The sequence below is a fragment of the Gammaproteobacteria bacterium genome, from assembly GCA_021648145.1.
Lineage (GTDB): Bacteria > Pseudomonadota > Gammaproteobacteria > JAADGQ01 > JAADGQ01 > S141-38.
Map to the genome: position 1 here is coordinate 1 of JAKITI010000020.1, position 18,219 is coordinate 18,219.

Below are 18,219 nucleotides of genomic sequence, written 5' to 3' on the forward strand. Positions count from 1 at the left end.
AAAGCGCTGTAGATAGTACAATTTCAAATGATTTTAAAGTTTGTCTAAACATATTTTTGAAGGAGTCAATGTTGGAATTAGAATGGCAGTATTCATTAAAGCATATTTGCTGGAAAGAACTTTCCGAACTGTATAAAGTGACGCTTGGAAATAAGAAGCCGACAGATTTAGAAACAGCGTTTACAAATAGTATGTTTAGATGTTTTGTTTTTGAACAACGCAAGTTGATAGGTGTCGGCCGAGCTTTGGCAGATGGAATAGATTGTTCATATATCTGTGATGTTGCAGTTCATCCAGAGTTTCAGGGTCTCGGTGTTGGTAAAAAAATTATTTCTAAGCTTGTGGAGTTATCAGCAGGCCACAAAAAAATTATTTTGTATGCATGTCCAGGCAAAGAGCCATTTTATAAAAAACTTGGTTTCAAACGTATGAGCACCGCTATGGCTATCTTCGAAAATCAAAGTCACGCAGTTGAGAGCGGTTTTGTTAATGAAACATAATCGTAATTATGTCGCTGGGTGCATGAAAAATACACATAACAAAATGCTCCAGTGGACGTGCCAAAGCGTCGTTATATTGCTGCAAAGTCCGGAGTGTCAAACAAACTTGCTTGCCGAGGTCTGTCTATAACTTCAATCATCTTTTCAGGCCAATATTTGCCCCACACTTTTGAATAATTTATAAGAGGCTGTCTGGCTAAAATAGTATGGGCTGTAAATGTCCCCAAACGGCTCATTTTGCCGATCATTTCCGTTAAAATAGGTTTGCTATTTGCCTCAAATGACCGAAAAAATGGTCTCGTTTTGGGCCATTTTCACTCAATCTGGCATAGACCCATTTTTTTAATTTTTTTATCATCAATCGAGTCATAATCTGGCTGTTTTTCAGAGTTATTAACCGCATCTGGATTACGGATACGGTTATTTGACTCTTTTTCATGATTAATAACCGTCTCTGGATAACGGGTACGGTTATTTCTTGTTTTATATTGATAACCGTTCAGACTGCGACTCACGGGGCCCGGGCTGATCGAGACATCTTCTGTGGCTATTTGATGGCGGAGCTGGTTTGAGACTTCTTTCGCTGTTTGTGCAATACGAGAAGTAGTGCTTTTCATTTGTTGATTCACATGCTGCATGTAGGATTCATCGAGAAACAGAGTGTCAGCCAGCGGTATGGGTTCATCATGGATGGCGTAGATCGGACGATACCATGTGCCGCTGTCTGATCGTCCCACTTGAGCGCATAGCGTAATCCAGCGATAGAGCCTTAACACCTGTATTCGTTCACTGACAACTGATGATGCTTTGCTGATCTGTTTTGCAATCTGTTGATGGCTCGGTAGCAGTGAGGGATGACCTGGGCGGGGGAGTGATTCGCGCAGCAGTGCCCAGATGATTTTTTCGTCCGACTCCAGCCGCTCGTTTGTCAGCAACTGGTGCGGGATGGCAATATGAGGGTTGCCGAGGTAGATGAAAGCCCCGGCATCCTTTGGGTCTGGATCATTGCCGAGTAAATCAACGGCCTGACCAATGTAGCTTTGTAGTGCCTGAATCTCTTTTGACGGAGTATTTTCTTTATTTGTCTGCATCACTCTTGCCCCCCCATGGATTACAATATTTGGAGGGGTTGTTTGGCTTGAGAAAATACCAGACCGGGGTCAGAGATATGCCAGTGCTTTCTCCAAGTGTCAGCCAGCCGACCAGAGGATCCGGGGTGGTGATTTGTTGCAGTGTATCGAGCACTTTCAGCGTTTCACTTTTTGACAGATTTCGAGGCTTGCCAGAGCCGCTGGCAACACCTAGTATTTTACGTCTGCACTGAAATTCAGCGCGATCAACTGTTGCAATATCATAAAGCAATGGCTGCGGTGCGCCCATCTGTATCATCTTATTGACCTGTTCGTCGCGCAGACTTTTTTGCTCCATGTGTTTGATCATCAATACCAGTCGATTGTTGTCCGATGTAAAGTTGATAATGGATCCGCGAAAATTAATCAGGTCCATGTAGCTGCTGGTGCGCATTCTGGCCAGCAGCGCAGCGATTTCGACAGGAATACCCAGTTGTTTCAGCTCTTCGTGCTGGCCTTCCCGCCAGACTCTGACAATCAGGTCAATCGTGGCGCGATTGAGGTCAAAATAAAGATTATTGCGCTGTGTCATTATTTTTCCTCCGCATCTCTTTTTCTTTTATTGCAATGGCAATAACGAGATCTTCGAGCTCTCGGAATCCTGTGCGTAACTCCGTTAGCGTGGCGATCAGTTTGTCATCGTGATGCTGGTGCAGTACCAGAATTTCCTGGGTGCATATAATATCCGCAAAGGACGCAAAAAATGGATTTTCAAAAGCCAGTTTCAGTATTAATTCAGGTTGCATAATCTTGGTGGTATCGCCCGACGCGAACAAGCCACAGGCTGCCATGCGGTAAAGGTGCATGAATACGCCGCCCTGGGGGTCTTGATCTTCGAGAAAAAAATTGGGGGCGGTGACCAGAAATCCGCTGCCAAAATCGACAGGTTCGATCAGATGGCCAATATCCCAGGCCTCTGCAAGTTGCTGGGCGAGCTGGCAGGTACGATCACGCAGTGAGGCAAGCACAGCTGCAGCCAGCGCCGCTGCATCTTCAGCGGCGAGCGGGGGCGGGGAGGCCGAGAGCGTTGATTCAGATTGAGAGACCCGTTGCCGGAGTTGTTCCAGCTTGTCCTGTGGTCTGAGGATTGGGCCAGGCATCGGTTTTTCTGAGACTGGATCAGTCGCCGGGCGTGAGACCAGAGGGCTCGCCTCCAGAGCGCCTATGCCACTATGAATAGCGCTTGGTGCATGGGTGGTGTCTATTTTGCTGTCTAAGCTCGTCAGCGGCTTGCCTGAGGCTATGGCATCACATTCAATAGCTACCGTCTGGTAATGGATCTGTAATTGTTTGCCGATTTCAATATCCAGTGTTTTTTGAATGGCCGCGAGATCCAGTGATTCAGTATCGTGATCCTTCAGCGCTTCATGCCAGAGCAGCTCAAAACCAGAGTCTCCCAGCTCCTGACCTCGTTCATGATCCAGCCAGTATTTGCGATAGGTCGTGTCGAGTTTGCGCAGCCTGGTTATCACTGGCCGTCCGGCACCGGCCCAGAGGGCGACCGGAATGAATGGCAGCAGCGTATTGGCGGCATATTCGTAGCGGGTCAGGTTTTGTGATCCGAGCGTCCAGCCGCTCATCGTAATTTTTTTTGCCAGCTCGCGCCCGGAAAGTGTGCCAGGCTCTTCTGCTTCAAATAGCTGACGCATCTTGATTGCCGCACTGGCTTTTTCGATGAAGAGCAGATCACCGCGCTGTTCGTTTTCGGCCATGTGGCCGGCCATTGTGTCAATTTCATTGATCCAGGGCTCGAACTGACACTCAATGCGGTAGAAGCGTTCGTCGTCTGTCTCTTCGTACAGTTCGCGCAGAATTTCCAGGCGGGTGTTACCGCCCGACTTGATCATGAAATTTTTGTCACTTGCATGGCGGCGGGTGATTTTGGGTGGTTGATCCAGTCCCCGATTGCGAATGGACTCCTTGATTTCATCGAACTTTGGATTGCGCGACTGGCGCGGGTTATTGTTGTACGGCACTAGCTGATCCAGTGTCACCGCAAATTGAGTTTTACCCAGCGGATCACTGCCATGATCATGATCACTGTTTTTTGTCTGGAATGTTTCAGGGTTCAGTAGTTGTACAACATCTTTATTGGTCAGTGATTTCTTGCTCATGATTGATCTCCTTCTGGCTTGAGTTTTGGATCATGGGGGCTCCACTGCGGGGTGATATCTGACAGATGCGGCAACAGTTCATGCACTAGCTCAAGCATGGTGTCATGCGCCGATGCGGCAGGATTTTTATATTGTTTGTTATATCGTTTGACCTCATAGCGATGCACCGGTATCTGGCGACCTGTCGCCTGATTGTATGCCGCCATACTGGGCACGACTGTCTCCAGTATTGAAATTTTGCCGCGAGACTCCATATAAAATGCCTTGCGCAACTCCTGCGCCGCAAGATCCGTATCGCTGGTGCGATCCAGGCCATAGATGAGGCCGAACATGGGCGGGATGGACGGCAGCCCTGTCTGGATCCCCGGAGGGGGCTCCAGGCGGTGCAGCATTCCGACTGTGTTGCGAATGAACTCCTTGGCTGCAATCCATTCTGGTGCGATGGGCGATAGCAGCACATCGCTGGCCCGGATAGCCATCTCTTGCAGCTCACCGGTGCCATCGGCTCCTTTTGTGTCGATGATGATGTAATCATACTGATCATCGAGTTTCAGCAGGGCGGCATGAAGATACTGAAAGTGACTGGATGACTGACGAATCCATGTATTAATGGTTTTTTCCGGGTCATCGGACAAGATGATATCGAGATTGGGTATTTCTGTACGACTGATACAGTCTTCGGCACTGGCTGATGTTACTAGCTGATGCAGCCCGCCGGGCGCTTTGTGAGACAGCTTAAAATAGGATGACAGGGATTGCTGGTGATCTGCATCTATCACCAGTGTTTTTTGTCCCATATCAGCTAAAATACCGCCGAGATTAGCGGTCAGCGTTGTTTTGCCGACCCCGCCTTTGGTTGATACAAGTGCATATTTTTTTGCCACAAACCTTCTCCGTTATAATAAAAATCACGGAGTACAACTGAAATATTTTAATACGTGCTATCCATGTCTTCCTGAAGTCTCTTTACAAAAAATATTACAATGCTACAATGTTGCCGAAGCTGAACTTATTGATTTGTAATCAGCCGGTCGTAAGTTCGATTCTTATCGCCAGCTCCATTTTTCAAATAATGATGCCGAGGTGGCGGAATTGGTAGACGCGCCGGATTCAAAATCCGGTTCCCACGCGGGAGTGAGAGTTCGATTCTCTCTCTCGGCACCAGATGTCTCTAAAACAGTTTTTTCTGTTATATTTCTATCGCAAATAATTTAACTGCATTTAATACTTGACTGTTTTAGTATGAAATTTATATACTCTGACAAGTTTTATTGGAACGAATATTTGCTTTAAACAACATAGAAATTTGAGGAATAAATAATGAGTGTTTTAGTCACTAAGCAAGCCCCTGATTTTACTGCAACCGCAGTGATGCCTGATAATAGTTTTAAAGAAGACTTTAAATTATCTGATTATAAAGGAAAGTATGTTGTTCTTTTCTTTTATCCTTTAGATTTTACTTTTGTTTGCCCTTCAGAAATTATTGCTTTTGATCATCGTCTAAAAGAGTTTGAAGGGCGTGGTGTTCAAGTTATAGGTTGCTCTGTGGATTCTCATTTTTCTCACTTGGCATGGAAAAATACTGCAATTAATAAGGGTGGAATCGGTAATGTTCAATATCCAATGGTTGCAGATTTAAGTAAAAGTATTGCGCGTGACTATGATGTTCTTTTTGGTGAAGAAGTTGCATTGCGTGGTTCTTTCTTGATTGATACCGAGGGTTTGGTACGTCACCAGGTTGTGAACGATCTACCTCTGGGGCGTAATATTGATGAGATGTTACGTATGATTGATGCGTTACAGTTTACTGAAAAGCATGGCGAGGTTTGCCCCGCAGGCTGGAAAACTGGAGATAAAGCGATGACTCCAACAGCCGAAGGTGTTGCTTCATATCTGGAGTCTGAGTCTAAAGGACTATAATATTTTATTAAGGGAGCGGTTATTTGCCGCTCCTTAAAGTTTTTGAGTAAGTGCCTCTGTATGAATATTCTTATTGTTGGTGGTGGTGGGCGTGAGCATGCATTAGCCTGGAAGGCTGCTCAGTCATCTAAAGTAAGTCAGGTTTTTGTTGCGCCTGGTAATGCAGGTACAGCACTTGAAAACAGAGTGAAAAATGTTGATATTGCTGCAGATGATATTGCTGCACTGATTAGTTTTTCACAAAAAGAGAGTATTGATCTCACTATTGTTGGGCCAGAAGTTCCATTAGTGCTCGGTATTGTTGATGCATTTTCTGAGGCAGGGTTACGCTGCTTTGGGCCAACAGCTGATGCGGCTCAATTGGAAGGTTCAAAAGTATTCACGAAAGATTTTCTTGTGCGTCATCATATACCAACAGCAGCTTACGGAGCATTTACTGAGATTAAACCCGCTGTTGACTTTATTCGTCAACAAGGTGCGCCTATTGTTGTAAAAGCTGATGGGTTAGCGGCGGGAAAAGGTGTCATTCTTGCTCAAACAGAAGGCGAAGCAATTACCGCTGTTGAAGATATGTTATCTGGTAATGGTTTTGGCGAAGCGGGTCACCGTGTGGTGATTGAAGAATTTTTGTTGGGCGAAGAAGCCAGCTTTATTGTGATGGTGGATGGTAAAAATATTTTACCATTGGCAACCTCGCAAGATCACAAGGCGCGTGATGAACAAGATAAAGGGCCGAACACAGGTGGAATGGGAGCATACTCACCTGCTCCTGTTGTAACGAACGCTATATTTGATCGCATCATGAAGGAAGTGATTGAGCCAACAGTGAAAGGTCTTGCAGATGAAGCGATGCCTTATACAGGATTTTTGTATGCGGGAGTGATGATTGATGAGTCGGGTGTTCCCAAAGTACTTGAGTACAATTGCCGTTTTGGAGATCCTGAAACACAGCCAATTTTAATGCGCTTGAAGTCAGATATTATTGAGCTGTGTGAAGCCGCTTTGAATAAGAGGTTGGATCAAATTGTAGTTGAGTGGGACTCTCGTTCGGCATTGGGTGTTGTATTAGCTGCGGGTGGTTATCCCAATGAGTATGACAAAGGCGATATTATTTATGGTCTCAATAAAGAGGCTATGGATGATGCAAAAATATTCCATGCAGGAACAGCAAGCCAGAGTGGTGATGTTGTGACTGCGGGAGGGCGCGTGTTATGTGCGTGTGCTCTGGGTGATTCGGTTGGACAAGCACAGCAGCGTGCTTATCAGCTTGTTGATCAAATAAGCTGGAATGGAATGTTTTACCGTAAGGATATTGGTTACCGTGCTATTGAGCGTGAAAATCAAGAGCAATAACACTATGAAGCAACTTAATTGAGCGGTTGGAAATTAAGGCAGGCTACTAAAATCATTCGAAAGGGTGGGGTGATTGCTTACCCCACCGAAGCAGTTTATGGTTTAGGCTGTAACCCTTGGAGTGAAGAAGCAGTTTTATCACTACTGGCCTTAAAACGTCGCTCTATTGACAAAGGGTTGATTTTGATTGCATCAAACCTTCAACAGTTAGCTCCTTTTGTGGGCGATCTCGACTCTTCAATCAAACGGCGTATTTTACCCACGTGGCCAGGGCCTGTCACTTGGTTGATTCCTCCTGTTTCATGTTGTCCTTCATTTCTGTATGGTCAGCACAATACGCTTGCTGTACGAGTGACAAATCACCCTGTAGTGATTGCTTTATGTAACCAGCTTGGTTCTGCTTTAGTTTCTACAAGTGCAAATATTCAAGGTCAGATGGCTGCACGTACTTCACTTCGAGTTCGAAAAATATTTGGTGATCAGCTGGACTTTATTTTATCAGGCGAAACAAGCGGGCAATTATTTCCGAGCAAAATTTTTCATGCACAAACGGGGGCTATTGTGCGCGATGCTATTCAGCGTTAGAAAAAAACTCAAAATCATTGCGTTGTGCTTTCGCGTTGTACATTGCTCTGTCTGATTTTTTTAATAAATCATTCATATTCTTGCCATCGTCTGGATACTCGGTAATACCAATGCTGGCCGATATGTGAAGCTTTTGATTGTCAATAATATAAGGGGTTGAGAGGGCTTTTAGTATTTTTTCTGCAATACTCTTCGTATGATGTGGGGAGGTGATGTTTGTCAGGATTATTGCAAATTCATCACCCCCCATGCGAGCGACGGTATCATTTTCTCGTGTGCAGGCCATAAGTCTTTGAGCCACTTGTTTTAAAATATAATCTCCCGCAGCATGCCCATGGGTGTCGTTGATTATTTTGAAATGATCGAGGTCAATAAACATCAAGTAGAATTTTTCTTGGTTACGCCGTGCGTTGGCTATGGCGTATTGCATGCGATCTCCGAATAAATTTCGGTTTGGAAGGTTTGTTAATGGATCATTGTGTGCAAGTTTTTTCAGGGTTTTTTCTGCCTGCTTTCGCTCAGTAATATCCCGAATATTGGCAATGTATTTTATACCACTGCTCAAGTGAGTTTTACCTATAGAGAGTTCAATAGGGAAAATTTTTCCATTTTTTCGTCGGCCATAAATTTCTGCATCGTTTCCTGATATTGCAGCAAAATGCCAGTTGTTAATGCGTTGTCTGGAGGTATCTGTGCTTTCAAAAGGCAAAATAGCATCAGAAGGGAGTGTTTCCGGAAATAACAGGCTTAAGTGGCAATTGCGGATCTCTTTGTGTGAGTAACCAAAGAGATCTTGTGCGGCTGGATTAAAATGTTCGATGGTTCCTTGTTCATTGAATGTAATCAGGCCGTCTTTCATGAGAGTCATGATCGTATTGGCAGATAACTCTTCCGAACAGGGTTCGTTGTTTGGTGTTGTGTTATCGGTAACGCTTGCTGGCGCGTGCATATTATTTGGATTAACAGAAAACATACTTCTTGTTTGCCTTTTAATGTGTCACCTGAATTGATATAACTCTAGCTATTCAATCTGGACACTTATTATTATTCTAAATTTTGATAAAAATATGACAATATTTTTATTTAGGTGAATATTATGTGTTATTGATTTTTCTTCACCTATTCCACTATATCGGCCATTATCATAAAAGTTTTATTTTTAATTGAACTTGCTACCCATATGCTGGATTATACTTTCAGATGTATTATGAAATAATAGGGTGAATATCTGTGGAAATAACGGTTAATGGCGAATTACATAAAGTACCTGAGGGTTCTAATATAGTGCAATTACTAGAGGCAATGGATCAGGTGGGTCAGCGTCTAGCCGTTGAAGTCAACCTTGAAATTATACCACGAAGCCTGCATGAACAGTATGTGCTTAAAGAAAATGATCGTGTTGAAATCGTTCATGCCATTGGTGGCGGCTGAATTTGGATTTAAGAATAAGTGTGTAGAATATTTTGTGAACGCTTATTAACCCAGTTTTACTTACAAATTATGATCAGGAAATAACATGCTTCAAAATAAAATTGAAAACGAGTCTAAAAAAGATGTTTTAACTATTGCTGGGGTCGACTATAGCTCACGTTTATTGGTTGGAACGGGTAAATATCGTGATTTAGAAGAGACTCGCGCAGCCGTTGAAATGAGTGGTGCAGAAATTATTACGGTTGCAATTCGTCGTACTAATATTGGGCAAAATGCCAATGAACCTAATTTACTGGATGTGATTTCATTAGATAAATATACCTTGTTACCTAATACAGCAGGTTGTTTTACAGAAGAAGACGCTGTACGTACTTGTTTGCTTGCCCGTGAATTGCTTGACGGACATGACTTGATTAAGTTGGAAGTGCTAGGGGATCAAAAAACACTCTTTCCAGATATTCCAGCCACTTTAAAAGCCGCTGAGCGCCTGCTTAAAGAAAACTTTAAAATTATGGTTTATACCAATGATGACCCGATCATGGCTAAGCGTTTTGAAGAGATGGGGTGTGTTGCGGTCATGCCGCTTGCTGCACCAATCGGTTCCGGCCTAGGGATTCGAAACCCCTACAATATTTTAACGATTGTTGAAAATGCTAATGTTCCTATCATTGTGGATGCAGGTGTAGGAACTGCTTCAGATGCAGCCATTGCAATGGAGCTAGGGTGCGATGGAGTACTTATGAATACCGCCATTGCGGCTGCAAAAGATCCAGTATTGATGGCATCAGCGATGAAAAAAAGCATAGAAGCAGGGCGTGAAGCCTATCGTGCAGGGCGTATGCCACGTAAGCGCTTTGCAAGCGCATCCTCACCACTTGATGGTACAATTTTCTAATTGTGATCATAAAAGAAATGGATAACGATGTAGTTTATCCGCGCCGTATAAAAAGTTATGTGTTACGTGAAGGTCGGATGACTGATGGACAGCGTCGAGCAATGAAATCTCGACTGGAAAGGTATGGAGTCCCTGCCGGTTCGGATAAGATTGATCTAGGTCAGTTATTTGGCCGAGAAGCACCGCGTATTATTGAAATCGGGTTTGGAATGGGTACGTCATTAATCGAGATGGCGAAGGCATCACCTGAAAATGATTATTTAGGTATTGAAGTTCATCGCCCTGGTGTCGGTACACTGCTGCGCCAAGTGGATGAACTTGGGTTAAGTAATATACGTGTGGCATGCATAGATGCCGTGGAGTTATTAGATCATCGTATCCCTGAAACTTCCCTCAAAGCGATTCATCTTTTTTTCCCTGACCCTTGGCACAAGAAGCGGCACAACAAACGTCGTATTGTTCAGCCTAATTTTATCGCATCAGTGAGTCGCCTGTTGTGCCCTAAAGGTCAATTTCATATGGCCACTGATTGGGAGAATTATGCGCATCAAATGATGCGTGTGATGAGTGCATCGCCCAACTATAGAAACTGTGCAGGTGACCTGAAATTCTCAGAACGCCCCGACTATCGTCCACTGACCAAATTTGAGCTCAGAGGGCAACGTTTGGGACATGGTGTTTGGGATCTTATTTTTGAGCGGATGTAATTTATGAGACAAATTGTACTGGATACTGAAACGACAGGCCTGGAACCTAAGCAAGGGCATCGTATTATCGAGATTGGTTGTGTGGAAATAGTTGAACGCCGTTTAACGGGTCGGCATTACCATCAATATTTACAGCCTGATCGAAAAATTGATCCAGGTGCGATGGAAGTGCATGGCATCACAAATGAATCTTTAGTCGATAAACCACGCTTTGAAGCCATTGTTGACGAATTTATGAGTTTTATAGAGGGTGCTGAGCTCATTATTCATAACGCTCCATTTGATGTTGGCTTTATTAATCATGAGCTTGCAAAGTTAAACGGGGTTACGTGGTCGAAAGTGCAAAATCATTGCGATGTGATTGATACACTCAAGATGGCGCGTCAAAAATATCCTGGTCAACGTAATAATCTGGATGCGCTGTGTCGACGGCTGGGTATTGATAACTCTAAACGTGATTTGCATGGCGCGCTACTTGATTCCGAGATTCTTGCTGAAGTCTATCTGACCATGACTGGAGGGCAGGTGAGTTTGCTGCTCGGTGATGAAGGTCGAAAAGGTGGAGACGAAAATATGGGTAGACAAAATATCCCGAAAGAGATTCATCGTCTGCCTGAAGCTCGTTCAAAGTTAAAAGTGATTCAACCGACAAAAAAAGAACTGGCTGCGCATATGCAGCGCCTTGATGCGATCACTAAAGAGGCTGGTGGCGAATGCTTGTGGGAGAAAACGTCAAATTAATTTAGTCATGCAATATTCGGCGTGGTGCTTTTTTTGTGACAAAAAATTGCTATTTTCTCAGCACCTTTCTACAATTGCGCGTTTGTTTGTTGATAGTTCTATTTGAGGAGTGTTGTCGTGGAGTTGAGCGGCGCTGAAATATTTATTCGTTGTTTAAAGGAAGAGAAGGTTGAGTATCTTTTTGGTTATCCAGGAGGAGCTGTATTAAACCTTTATGATGCACTTGATCAGCAGAATGATGTAAAGCATATATTGGTAAGGCACGAGCAAGCAGCAACACATGCTGCGGATGGGTATGCGCGCGCGACAGGCAGGCCTGGAGTCGTACTGGTAACTTCTGGGCCAGGTGCGACTAATGCCGTGACGGGTATAGCAACGGCTTATATGGATTCGATTCCTATGGTTGTTTTTACAGGGCAGGTTTTTACAAGCTTGATCGGTAATGATGCATTTCAGGAAGTGGATTCGATAGGAATTACACGCCCGTGTGTTAAACATAACTTTATGGTTAAAGACGTTAAAGACCTTGCGGAAATTATCAAAAAGGCATTTTATATTGCGACGACAGGGCGACCGGGGCCCGTGGTAATTGATATTCCAAAAGATATTACCGCCGATAAAGCACTTTTTGACTACCCTGAAAGCGTCAGTATTCGTTCTTATAATCCTGTATTAAAGGGACATGGCAGGCAAATAAAACGTGCCGTGGAAATGATATTGAATGCACGCCGTCCGATTGTTTATAGTGGCGGCGGTGTTGTTCTTGATGGCGCATCATCTGAACTGACTGAATTTGTTCAAATGCTCAATTTTCCTATCACAAGTACTTTGATGGGGCTTGGGGCGTACCCAGCCACGGATAAGCAGTTCTTAGGTATGCTGGGAATGCATGGTACTTATGAAGCCAATATGACTATGCATGAATGCGATGTATTGATCGCAATTGGTGCACGTTTTGATGATCGTGTGACTGGTAAAATTGAAAAGTTTTGCCCGACAGCAAAAATTATTCATATCGATATCGACCCTGCATCCATTTCAAAAAATGTCAAAGTAGATGTGCCTATTGTAGGGGCGGTTAGTAATGTATTAAAAGAGATGTTCAAGCTGCTAAGAGCGACTGAACGAAATCCTGATGAGCAAGCATTGAATGACTGGTGGGGCAAAATTAAGGCATGGCGTAAAATTGAATGCTTGAAGTTTGATACCAATGGCGAAAAAATCAAACCTCAAGCTGTGGTTCAAACACTCTATGATGTGACTCAAGGCAATGCTTATGTGACGACTGATGTGGGTCAGCACCAGATGTGGGCGGCACAGTTTTACAAATTTGATAAACCACACAGGTGGATTACTTCTGGTGGGCTTGGCACGATGGGTTTTGGTCTGCCCGCCGCGATGGGTGTGCAACTTGCGCACCCTGATGCAACGGTTGCTGTTGTGACGGGCGAAGGCAGTATCCAGATGTGTATTCAAGAGCTTTCAACCTGCTTGCAATACGGTTTACCCATTAAAATTGTGAACTTGAATAATGGTGTGTTGGGAATGGTACGCCAATGGCAGGAGTTTTTTTATGGAAAGCGCTATGCTATGTCCTATATGGAGTCATTGCCTGATTTTGTTAAATTAGCTGAAAGTTATGGTCACGTCGGGATTCGTATTGATAAACCTGAGGATGTGAGACCTGCAATGGAAGAAGCGATGAAGCTGAAAGGTCGTTTGGTCTTTTTGGATTACTATACTGATCCGGCTGAAAACGTTTATCCGATGATTCCTGCTGGTGCGGGATTAAATGAAATGTTGTTGGTGTAAGTGATGAGACATATTATTTCGATTTTGATGGAAAATGAAGCGGGTGCATTATCTCGGGTTTGTGGGCTATTTTCAGCGCGCGGTTATAATATTGAATCTTTGACAGTGGCTCCTACAGAAAACTCATCATTGTCTCGCTTGACGCTTGTGACTCGTGGCTCTGATGAAATTATTGAACAGATCACCAAGCAGCTGAATAAATTGATTGATGTTGTTAAATTGTCAGATTTGACGGACGGAGCGCATATTGAGCGTGAGCTGATGTTGATTAAAGTTAAGGCAGTGGATGGTGATGCGCGTGATGAAGTGAAACGATTGTCAGAAATTTTTCGTGGCAATATTCTTGATGTGACTAAAACGAGTTATACCATTGAGGTGACGGGGACAGCAGGAAAATTAAATGCATTTATTGAAGCCATACGGGACGGTATGATTCTCGAAGTTGCACGAACGGGAGTCTCCGGTGTTTCGCGCGGTGAAAAAGGTTTACAGTTATAAAACAAAATTAAGCTTTAAAGGAAAAAGTAGAAAAATGAATATCTATTACGATAAAGACGCAGACCTATCAATTATCAAAAGTAAGTCCGTTGCAATTATTGGTTACGGTTCACAGGGTCATGCACATGCCAATAACTTGAAAGATTCAGGTATTAATGTGGTCGTGGGTTTACGATCAGGTTCCTCCTCGGTCTCAAAAGCTGAAGCTTCAGGTTTAAAAGTTCTATCTATTGAAGAAGCGGTAAAAAATGCGGATGTTGTGATGATTCTAGCTCCTGACGAACATCAAGCTGCATTGTATCGTGATGTGATTGAGCCTAACATCAAAAAAGGGGCTGCATTAGCATTTGCTCATGGCTTTAATATCCATTATGAGCAGATTGAGCCACGAGCTGATCTCGATGTCATCATGATTGCCCCTAAAGGCCCAGGTCACCTGGTACGTTCCACCTATACTCAAGGCGGTGGTGTTCCTTCACTGATTGCTGTCTCCCAGGATGCAAGTGGCCAGGCGAAAGCTATTGCACTTTCATATGCCAGTGCCAATGGTGGTGGCCGTGCAGGTGTGATTGAAACTAACTTTCAGGAAGAGACAGAAACAGATCTTTTTGGTGAACAGGCTGTTTTATGTGGCGGTGCAACTGCATTGGTTCAAGCAGGCTTTGAAACATTGGTTGAAGCGGGTTATGCCCCTGAAATGGCCTATTTTGAATGTTTGCATGAGTTGAAATTAATTGTTGATCTTATGTATGAAGGTGGAATCGCCAACATGCGTTACTCCATTTCAAATACAGCAGAGTATGGTGATCTGACGCGGGGCCCACGAGTGATTACCGATGAAACCAAGAAAGAGATGCGCCGTATTTTGACTGAAATTCAAAATGGTGAGTTTGCACGCGAGTTTATTTTGGAAAATCAAGCTGGGGCTGCAACGTTAAAAGCAAAACGTCGTATTGGCCGTGAACACCAAATCGAAGAAGTCGGTGCTCGTCTTCGGGGTATGATGTCATGGATTTCAGACAATAAAATTGTCGATAAAACTAAAAACTAACCAAGGACAAAAAAGGCAGTAATATTAAGTTACAACTGCCTTTTTATTTGAATTATGGTTGATCATAATCGCCCGGTTATTTCTCGTGAGGGCTTTGTATATATTGCTGTTTCACTTGTTTTTGTTGTGGTGTTACAGCATGAATATGGGTTCTTGATTGCGCTACCTGCCTGGCTGTTTGTTGCCTTTCTACTATTTTTTTTTCGTGATCCAAAGCGTAAGGTTCCTTCGGCACCGCTCGGTGTTATCTGTCCCGTTGATGGCGTGGTAGAAGCCATTGGTAAACGGACGGATGTTTATCTTGAGCGGCCTGCCATTCGAATTGTTATGCGAATGCGTTTTTTTGGATGTCATCTTGTTCGTAGTCCTATTGAGGGTCGAATTGCAGCATTGTGGACACACTCAGCTCTAAAAAAAATGGGTAGCGGTCATTACAAACCACGCTATGCGTTGCATATTCAAACAGATGAAAAAGATGATGTTATGATGATTAATTGTTCATCGGCCACGCTGGGGTTGAGTTGTTTTTATCAGGCTGGCGAACGTATGGGGCAGGGGCGACGAAGTGGTTTTAATCTCTTTCCAGCAAGAGTTGTTCTTTATTTGCCTGAAAACTCTAAAATACATGTCAGTGTGGGTAGTAAAGTAATGGCTGGGACTGATATTATCGCAACCATGATTCACTGATTATTTTTGTAGATTGTTGTGTCAAAAAAACTAAAACAACGAACTGTTGGTTTACTTGTGCTGGGTGCGCTAACCGCTATTGTCGTTCCGATTTTGCTTGATATATCACAAAGTAATCAATCGGGCACGATTGTGAGCCCAATTCCTGAAAAACCTGATGGCTTTATTATAAAGCGGCTGTCACTGGATGAACCTCAACAATCGGTGATCCTTGATGATGACACCTCAAAACTCATTAAAGCACCTGATATTTCTAATCCCACTCAAGTCGTTGAAAGCCAAAAACAGCTTGATTCCTTGCCTGTTGAGTTTCAACCAGAAACTTCCAAGGCTGTTAAGGAAGTCAAAAAATCAGTAAAAAAACCTAATGCATGGGTTGTACAGCTTGCGAGTTTTTCCAGTAAAAAAAATGCGTTAGCGTTACGTAATAAATTGCAGAAATCGGGTTATCGTGCATTTATAGAACGGATCGATACGACGACAGGTAAAAGATTCAGAGTAAAAGTCGGGCCTGAACTATCCAAAAAGACTTCTAATAATTTGCAGGTTAATTTAATGGATGAGTTTCGAATGAAAGGTGTGGTCGTTAAACATCGTGCAGGTACAAGTGTGGTAACAACTGGAGAGTAATGCGATGAGTTGGCCGGATTATATCATTATCGGAATTATCGTTATTTCTGCAATCATAAGTATCATTCGTGGTTTTGTGCGTGAAGGCATGTCACTTGCGGGGTGGATTGTTGCGGTATGGGTCTCTTTAGAGTTCGCAGATAAAGCCTCTGTGGTATTTGAAGGTGCGATTGACACGCCCTCATTACGAGTTGGAGTGACTTTCTTTCTTCTTTTTATTAGTGTTTTAATTATATCGACATTGGTTAATCACCAGATTGGAAAGTTTATCCACTCTGCAGGGTTGAGTGGACTGGATCGTTTGATCGGTGTTTTATTCGGTACGATACGAGGCATGCTGATCGTGACCGTGCTTGTGATTTTGCTGGGAATGACTGCTATGCCTGAAACATCCTGGTGGGTCGAGTCTGAGTTATTACAGTATTTTAAGCCGTTAGCATCAGCTATGGTTGATTATGCATCAGTTGAAATTCCTGATGATTATTTTGAACAGTTAAAACAGAAGTTTTAATCCAAACTCATGAAGTATCTGGGTTAATTTTTATAAAATTGGAGAAATTTTGATGTGTGGCATCATTGGCATAGTGGGTAGTAATGGTAATGTCAATCAGGCGATTTATGATGCCTTAACAGTGATTCAGCATCGAGGACAAGATGCTGCGGGTATAGTCACCTGTGATAAGGGCAAGTTTCATTTGCGTAAAGCAAACGGTCTGGTGCGTGATGTATTTAAAACACGACACATGAGAGGATTAACCGGAAAAATGGGAGTTGGACATGTGCGTTACCCAACAGCCGGATGCTCATCAACGGCTGAAGCTCAGCCCTTTTATGTCAACTCTCCTTATGGGATTGCATTGGCTCATAATGGGAACTTAACTAATGCAGAGCATTTGAAAGACGAGCTGTTTCGTGAAGACTTACGGCATATTAATACGGAGTCTGATTCAGAAGTGCTATTAAATGTCTTTGCACATGAATTACATAAAGCAAGAAAGTTACGCATTGATGAGCATGATATTTTTGAGGCTATTGCAGGAGTACATCGGCGTTGCCGTGGGGGATATGCTGCAGTTGCTATGATTACGGGTTATGGCATGGTTGCGTTTCGTGATCCTTATGGTATTCGCCCAGTTGTGTTTGGAAAGCGTGAAACAGAGTCTGGCCCAGAATATATGGTCTCCTCTGAAAGTGTCGCTCTGGATGCTTTGGGGTTTGAGCTGATACGTGATATAGCACCCGGTGAGGCTATTTTTATTCGCTCTGATGGTGAGCTTTTTACGCATCAATGTATTGATGCGCCTACTTATTCCCCTTGTATTTTTGAGTTTGTTTATCTGGCACGTCCGGACTCTATTATTGATGATATTTCAGTTTATAAAGCACGTTTACGTATGGGCGAGCAGTTGGCTGAAAAAATTCTTCGTGAATATCCAGAGCATGATATTGATGTGGTCATTCCCATTCCTGATACCAGTCGAACTTCAGCGCTGCCTCTTGCTTACAATCTCGGTGTCAAATATCGAGAAGGCTTTATAAAAAACCGCTACATTGGCCGTACGTTTATCATGCCTGGGCAGCAAGAGCGTAAAAAATCTGTAAGACAAAAGCTGAATGCGATTGATCTGGAATTTAATGGTAAAAATGTACTGCTTGTTGATGACTCTATTGTTCGAGGAACCACATCCAGCCAGATTATAAAAATGGCTCGGGAGGCAGGGGCTAAAAAAGTTTATTTTGCTTCCGCAGCTCCAGCAGTTCGCTATCCCAATGTTTATGGCATTGATATGCCGGCGGTTGAAGAGTTGATTGCTTATAATCGTACCGATGAGGAAGTTGCGACTGAAATTGGTGCTGATTGGGTTGTCTATCAGGATCTTGATGGTTTGGTGCAATCAGTTTTACGTGAAACAACTGCAGTGAAAGGCTTTGATACCTCTTGTTTTACAGGTGAGTATGTGACTGGAGATATTACGCCAGAATACCTGGAAAATTTAGAGCTGCGTCGGAATGATTTTACAAAAAATTGTATTGATTCTGAAGAGTCAAGTGAAATAGGGTTGTATAACGATAATACGTAAGAAAATAACTTACCTATAAGTTGTTGTGAAAAGGTAGTAAATATTAGTATTTACTGCCTTTTAAGTAACAGCTATATTATTTTT

At 43.2% G+C, this 18,219-nt stretch carries 20 protein-coding genes and 1 tRNA gene; 16 read left to right on the forward strand and 5 right to left on the reverse strand.

All coding sequences use genetic code 11. The features are described from left to right. Positions 1-71 precede the first annotated feature (71 nt). A complete protein-coding gene (locus tag L3J70_11300) occupies positions 72-500 on the forward strand; it encodes a GNAT family N-acetyltransferase (protein ID MCF6236936.1) in 429 nt (142 codons plus the stop codon). A 314-nt stretch (positions 501-814) separates the two neighbouring features. On the opposite strand, the gene L3J70_11305 is transcribed toward L3J70_11300, so the two are convergent. From L3J70_11305 to L3J70_11320, 4 genes are read right to left on the reverse strand one after another with little or no spacing between them, the layout of a single operon-like run. After that, on the reverse strand, positions 815-1,591 hold the full coding sequence (locus L3J70_11305) for a hypothetical protein (protein ID MCF6236937.1): 777 nt from the start codon (positions 1,589-1,591) through the stop codon (positions 815-817). Further along, positions 1,578-2,162 (reverse strand): DUF2857 domain-containing protein, encoded by a 585-nt coding sequence (locus tag L3J70_11310; GenBank protein ID MCF6236938.1) that lies wholly within the window; start codon positions 2,160-2,162, stop codon positions 1,578-1,580. The genes L3J70_11305 and L3J70_11310 overlap by 14 nt, the downstream gene beginning before the upstream one ends. After that, positions 2,146-3,744: a ParB N-terminal domain-containing protein gene (locus tag L3J70_11315; GenBank protein MCF6236939.1), complete on the reverse strand. Its 1,599-nt coding sequence runs from the start codon at positions 3,742-3,744 to the stop codon at positions 2,146-2,148. The genes L3J70_11310 and L3J70_11315 overlap by 17 nt, the downstream gene beginning before the upstream one ends. Then, positions 3,741-4,628 carry a ParA family protein gene (locus L3J70_11320; GenBank protein ID MCF6236940.1) on the reverse strand — a complete coding sequence of 296 codons (888 nt, stop codon included), beginning with the start codon at positions 4,626-4,628 and terminating at the stop codon, positions 3,741-3,743. The genes L3J70_11315 and L3J70_11320 overlap by 4 nt, the downstream gene beginning before the upstream one ends. 193 nt (positions 4,629-4,821) lie before the next feature. Between L3J70_11320 and L3J70_11325 the strand changes: the two genes are divergently transcribed. From L3J70_11325 to L3J70_11340, 4 genes are all read left to right on the forward strand, one after another. Continuing rightward, positions 4,822-4,908 (forward strand) — tRNA-Leu (locus L3J70_11325). A gap of 156 nt (positions 4,909-5,064) precedes the next feature. Next, positions 5,065-5,664: a peroxiredoxin gene (locus L3J70_11330; protein ID MCF6236941.1), complete on the forward strand. Its 600-nt coding sequence runs from the start codon at positions 5,065-5,067 to the stop codon at positions 5,662-5,664. A gap of 60 nt (positions 5,665-5,724) precedes the next feature. Further along, complete coding sequence (purD, locus tag L3J70_11335; protein ID MCF6236942.1) at positions 5,725-7,017, forward strand: phosphoribosylamine--glycine ligase; 1,293 nt, start codon at positions 5,725-5,727, stop codon at positions 7,015-7,017. Between the two features lie 18 nt (positions 7,018-7,035). Further along, positions 7,036-7,602, forward strand: coding sequence for a Sua5/YciO/YrdC/YwlC family protein (locus L3J70_11340; protein ID MCF6236943.1), 567 nt, complete (start codon positions 7,036-7,038; stop codon positions 7,600-7,602). On the opposite strand, the gene L3J70_11345 is transcribed toward L3J70_11340, so the two are convergent. Further along, positions 7,589-8,575: a sensor domain-containing diguanylate cyclase gene (locus tag L3J70_11345; GenBank protein MCF6236944.1), complete on the reverse strand. Its 987-nt coding sequence runs from the start codon at positions 8,573-8,575 to the stop codon at positions 7,589-7,591. The two genes, L3J70_11340 and L3J70_11345, sit on opposite strands and share 14 nt — an antisense overlap. 257 nt (positions 8,576-8,832) lie before the next feature. Between L3J70_11345 and thiS the strand changes: the two genes are divergently transcribed. The 11 genes from thiS (at position 8,833) to purF (ending at position 18,135) form a co-directional block, all read left to right on the forward strand. Continuing rightward, positions 8,833-9,033, forward strand: coding sequence for a sulfur carrier protein ThiS (gene thiS / locus L3J70_11350; protein MCF6236945.1), 201 nt, complete (start codon positions 8,833-8,835; stop codon positions 9,031-9,033). A gap of 85 nt (positions 9,034-9,118) precedes the next feature. Continuing rightward, the gene (locus L3J70_11355; protein ID MCF6236946.1) at positions 9,119-9,928 is read left to right on the forward strand and encodes a thiazole synthase; all 810 of its coding nucleotides are present in this window, start codon (positions 9,119-9,121) and stop codon (positions 9,926-9,928) included. Between the two features lie 17 nt (positions 9,929-9,945). After that, on the forward strand, positions 9,946-10,635 hold the full coding sequence (gene trmB, locus L3J70_11360; protein MCF6236947.1) for a tRNA (guanosine(46)-N7)-methyltransferase TrmB: 690 nt from the start codon (positions 9,946-9,948) through the stop codon (positions 10,633-10,635). Positions 10,636-10,638: 3 nt separating this feature from the next. Then, positions 10,639-11,376, forward strand: a complete 738-nt coding sequence (gene dnaQ / locus L3J70_11365; protein MCF6236948.1) for a DNA polymerase III subunit epsilon — start codon at positions 10,639-10,641, stop codon at positions 11,374-11,376. 117 nt (positions 11,377-11,493) lie between these two features. Next, positions 11,494-13,188, forward strand: a complete 1,695-nt coding sequence (locus L3J70_11370) for an acetolactate synthase 3 large subunit (protein MCF6236949.1) — start codon at positions 11,494-11,496, stop codon at positions 13,186-13,188. A 3-nt stretch (positions 13,189-13,191) separates the two neighbouring features. Further along, positions 13,192-13,686, forward strand: coding sequence for an acetolactate synthase small subunit (ilvN, locus tag L3J70_11375; GenBank protein MCF6236950.1), 495 nt, complete (start codon positions 13,192-13,194; stop codon positions 13,684-13,686). A 34-nt stretch (positions 13,687-13,720) separates the two neighbouring features. Further along, positions 13,721-14,737: a ketol-acid reductoisomerase gene (gene ilvC, locus L3J70_11380; GenBank protein MCF6236951.1), complete on the forward strand. Its 1,017-nt coding sequence runs from the start codon at positions 13,721-13,723 to the stop codon at positions 14,735-14,737. A 54-nt stretch (positions 14,738-14,791) separates the two neighbouring features. Beyond that, positions 14,792-15,424: a phosphatidylserine decarboxylase gene (locus L3J70_11385; protein ID MCF6236952.1), complete on the forward strand. Its 633-nt coding sequence runs from the start codon at positions 14,792-14,794 to the stop codon at positions 15,422-15,424. 18 nt (positions 15,425-15,442) lie between these two features. Further along, the gene (locus L3J70_11390) at positions 15,443-16,054 is read left to right on the forward strand and encodes an SPOR domain-containing protein (GenBank protein MCF6236953.1); all 612 of its coding nucleotides are present in this window, start codon (positions 15,443-15,445) and stop codon (positions 16,052-16,054) included. Positions 16,055-16,058: 4 nt separating this feature from the next. Beyond that, a complete protein-coding gene (locus tag L3J70_11395; GenBank protein ID MCF6236954.1) occupies positions 16,059-16,565 on the forward strand; it encodes a CvpA family protein in 507 nt (168 codons plus the stop codon). 52 nt (positions 16,566-16,617) lie between these two features. Beyond that, positions 16,618-18,135: an amidophosphoribosyltransferase gene (gene purF, locus L3J70_11400; GenBank protein ID MCF6236955.1), complete on the forward strand. Its 1,518-nt coding sequence runs from the start codon at positions 16,618-16,620 to the stop codon at positions 18,133-18,135. Positions 18,136-18,219: the final 84 nt, after the last annotated feature.

Bases quoted from the DNA above. Each gene is read 5' to 3' on its own strand.
- purF (MCF6236955.1), top strand. From the start codon at position 16,618: ATGTGTGGCATCATTGGCATAGTGGGTAGTAATGGTAATGTCAATCAG.
- L3J70_11395 (MCF6236954.1), top strand. From the start codon at position 16,059: ATGAGTTGGCCGGATTATATCATTATCGGAATTATCGTTATTTCTGCA.
- L3J70_11330 (MCF6236941.1), top strand. From the start codon at position 5,065: ATGAGTGTTTTAGTCACTAAGCAAGCCCCTGATTTTACTGCAACCGCA.
- L3J70_11345 (MCF6236944.1), bottom strand. From the start codon at position 8,575: ATGTTTTCTGTTAATCCAAATAATATGCACGCGCCAGCAAGCGTTACC.
- ilvN (MCF6236950.1), top strand. From the start codon at position 13,192: ATGAGACATATTATTTCGATTTTGATGGAAAATGAAGCGGGTGCATTA.
- L3J70_11315 (MCF6236939.1), bottom strand. From the start codon at position 3,744: ATGAGCAAGAAATCACTGACCAATAAAGATGTTGTACAACTACTGAAC.
- L3J70_11305 (MCF6236937.1), bottom strand. From the start codon at position 1,591: ATGCAGACAAATAAAGAAAATACTCCGTCAAAAGAGATTCAGGCACTA.
- L3J70_11355 (MCF6236946.1), top strand. From the start codon at position 9,119: ATGCTTCAAAATAAAATTGAAAACGAGTCTAAAAAAGATGTTTTAACT.
- ilvC (MCF6236951.1), top strand. From the start codon at position 13,721: ATGAATATCTATTACGATAAAGACGCAGACCTATCAATTATCAAAAGT.
- L3J70_11310 (MCF6236938.1), bottom strand. From the start codon at position 2,162: ATGACACAGCGCAATAATCTTTATTTTGACCTCAATCGCGCCACGATT.
- trmB (MCF6236947.1), top strand. From the start codon at position 9,946: ATGGATAACGATGTAGTTTATCCGCGCCGTATAAAAAGTTATGTGTTA.
- dnaQ (MCF6236948.1), top strand. From the start codon at position 10,639: ATGAGACAAATTGTACTGGATACTGAAACGACAGGCCTGGAACCTAAG.
- L3J70_11385 (MCF6236952.1), top strand. From the start codon at position 14,792: ATGGTTGATCATAATCGCCCGGTTATTTCTCGTGAGGGCTTTGTATAT.
- purD (MCF6236942.1), top strand. From the start codon at position 5,725: ATGAATATTCTTATTGTTGGTGGTGGTGGGCGTGAGCATGCATTAGCC.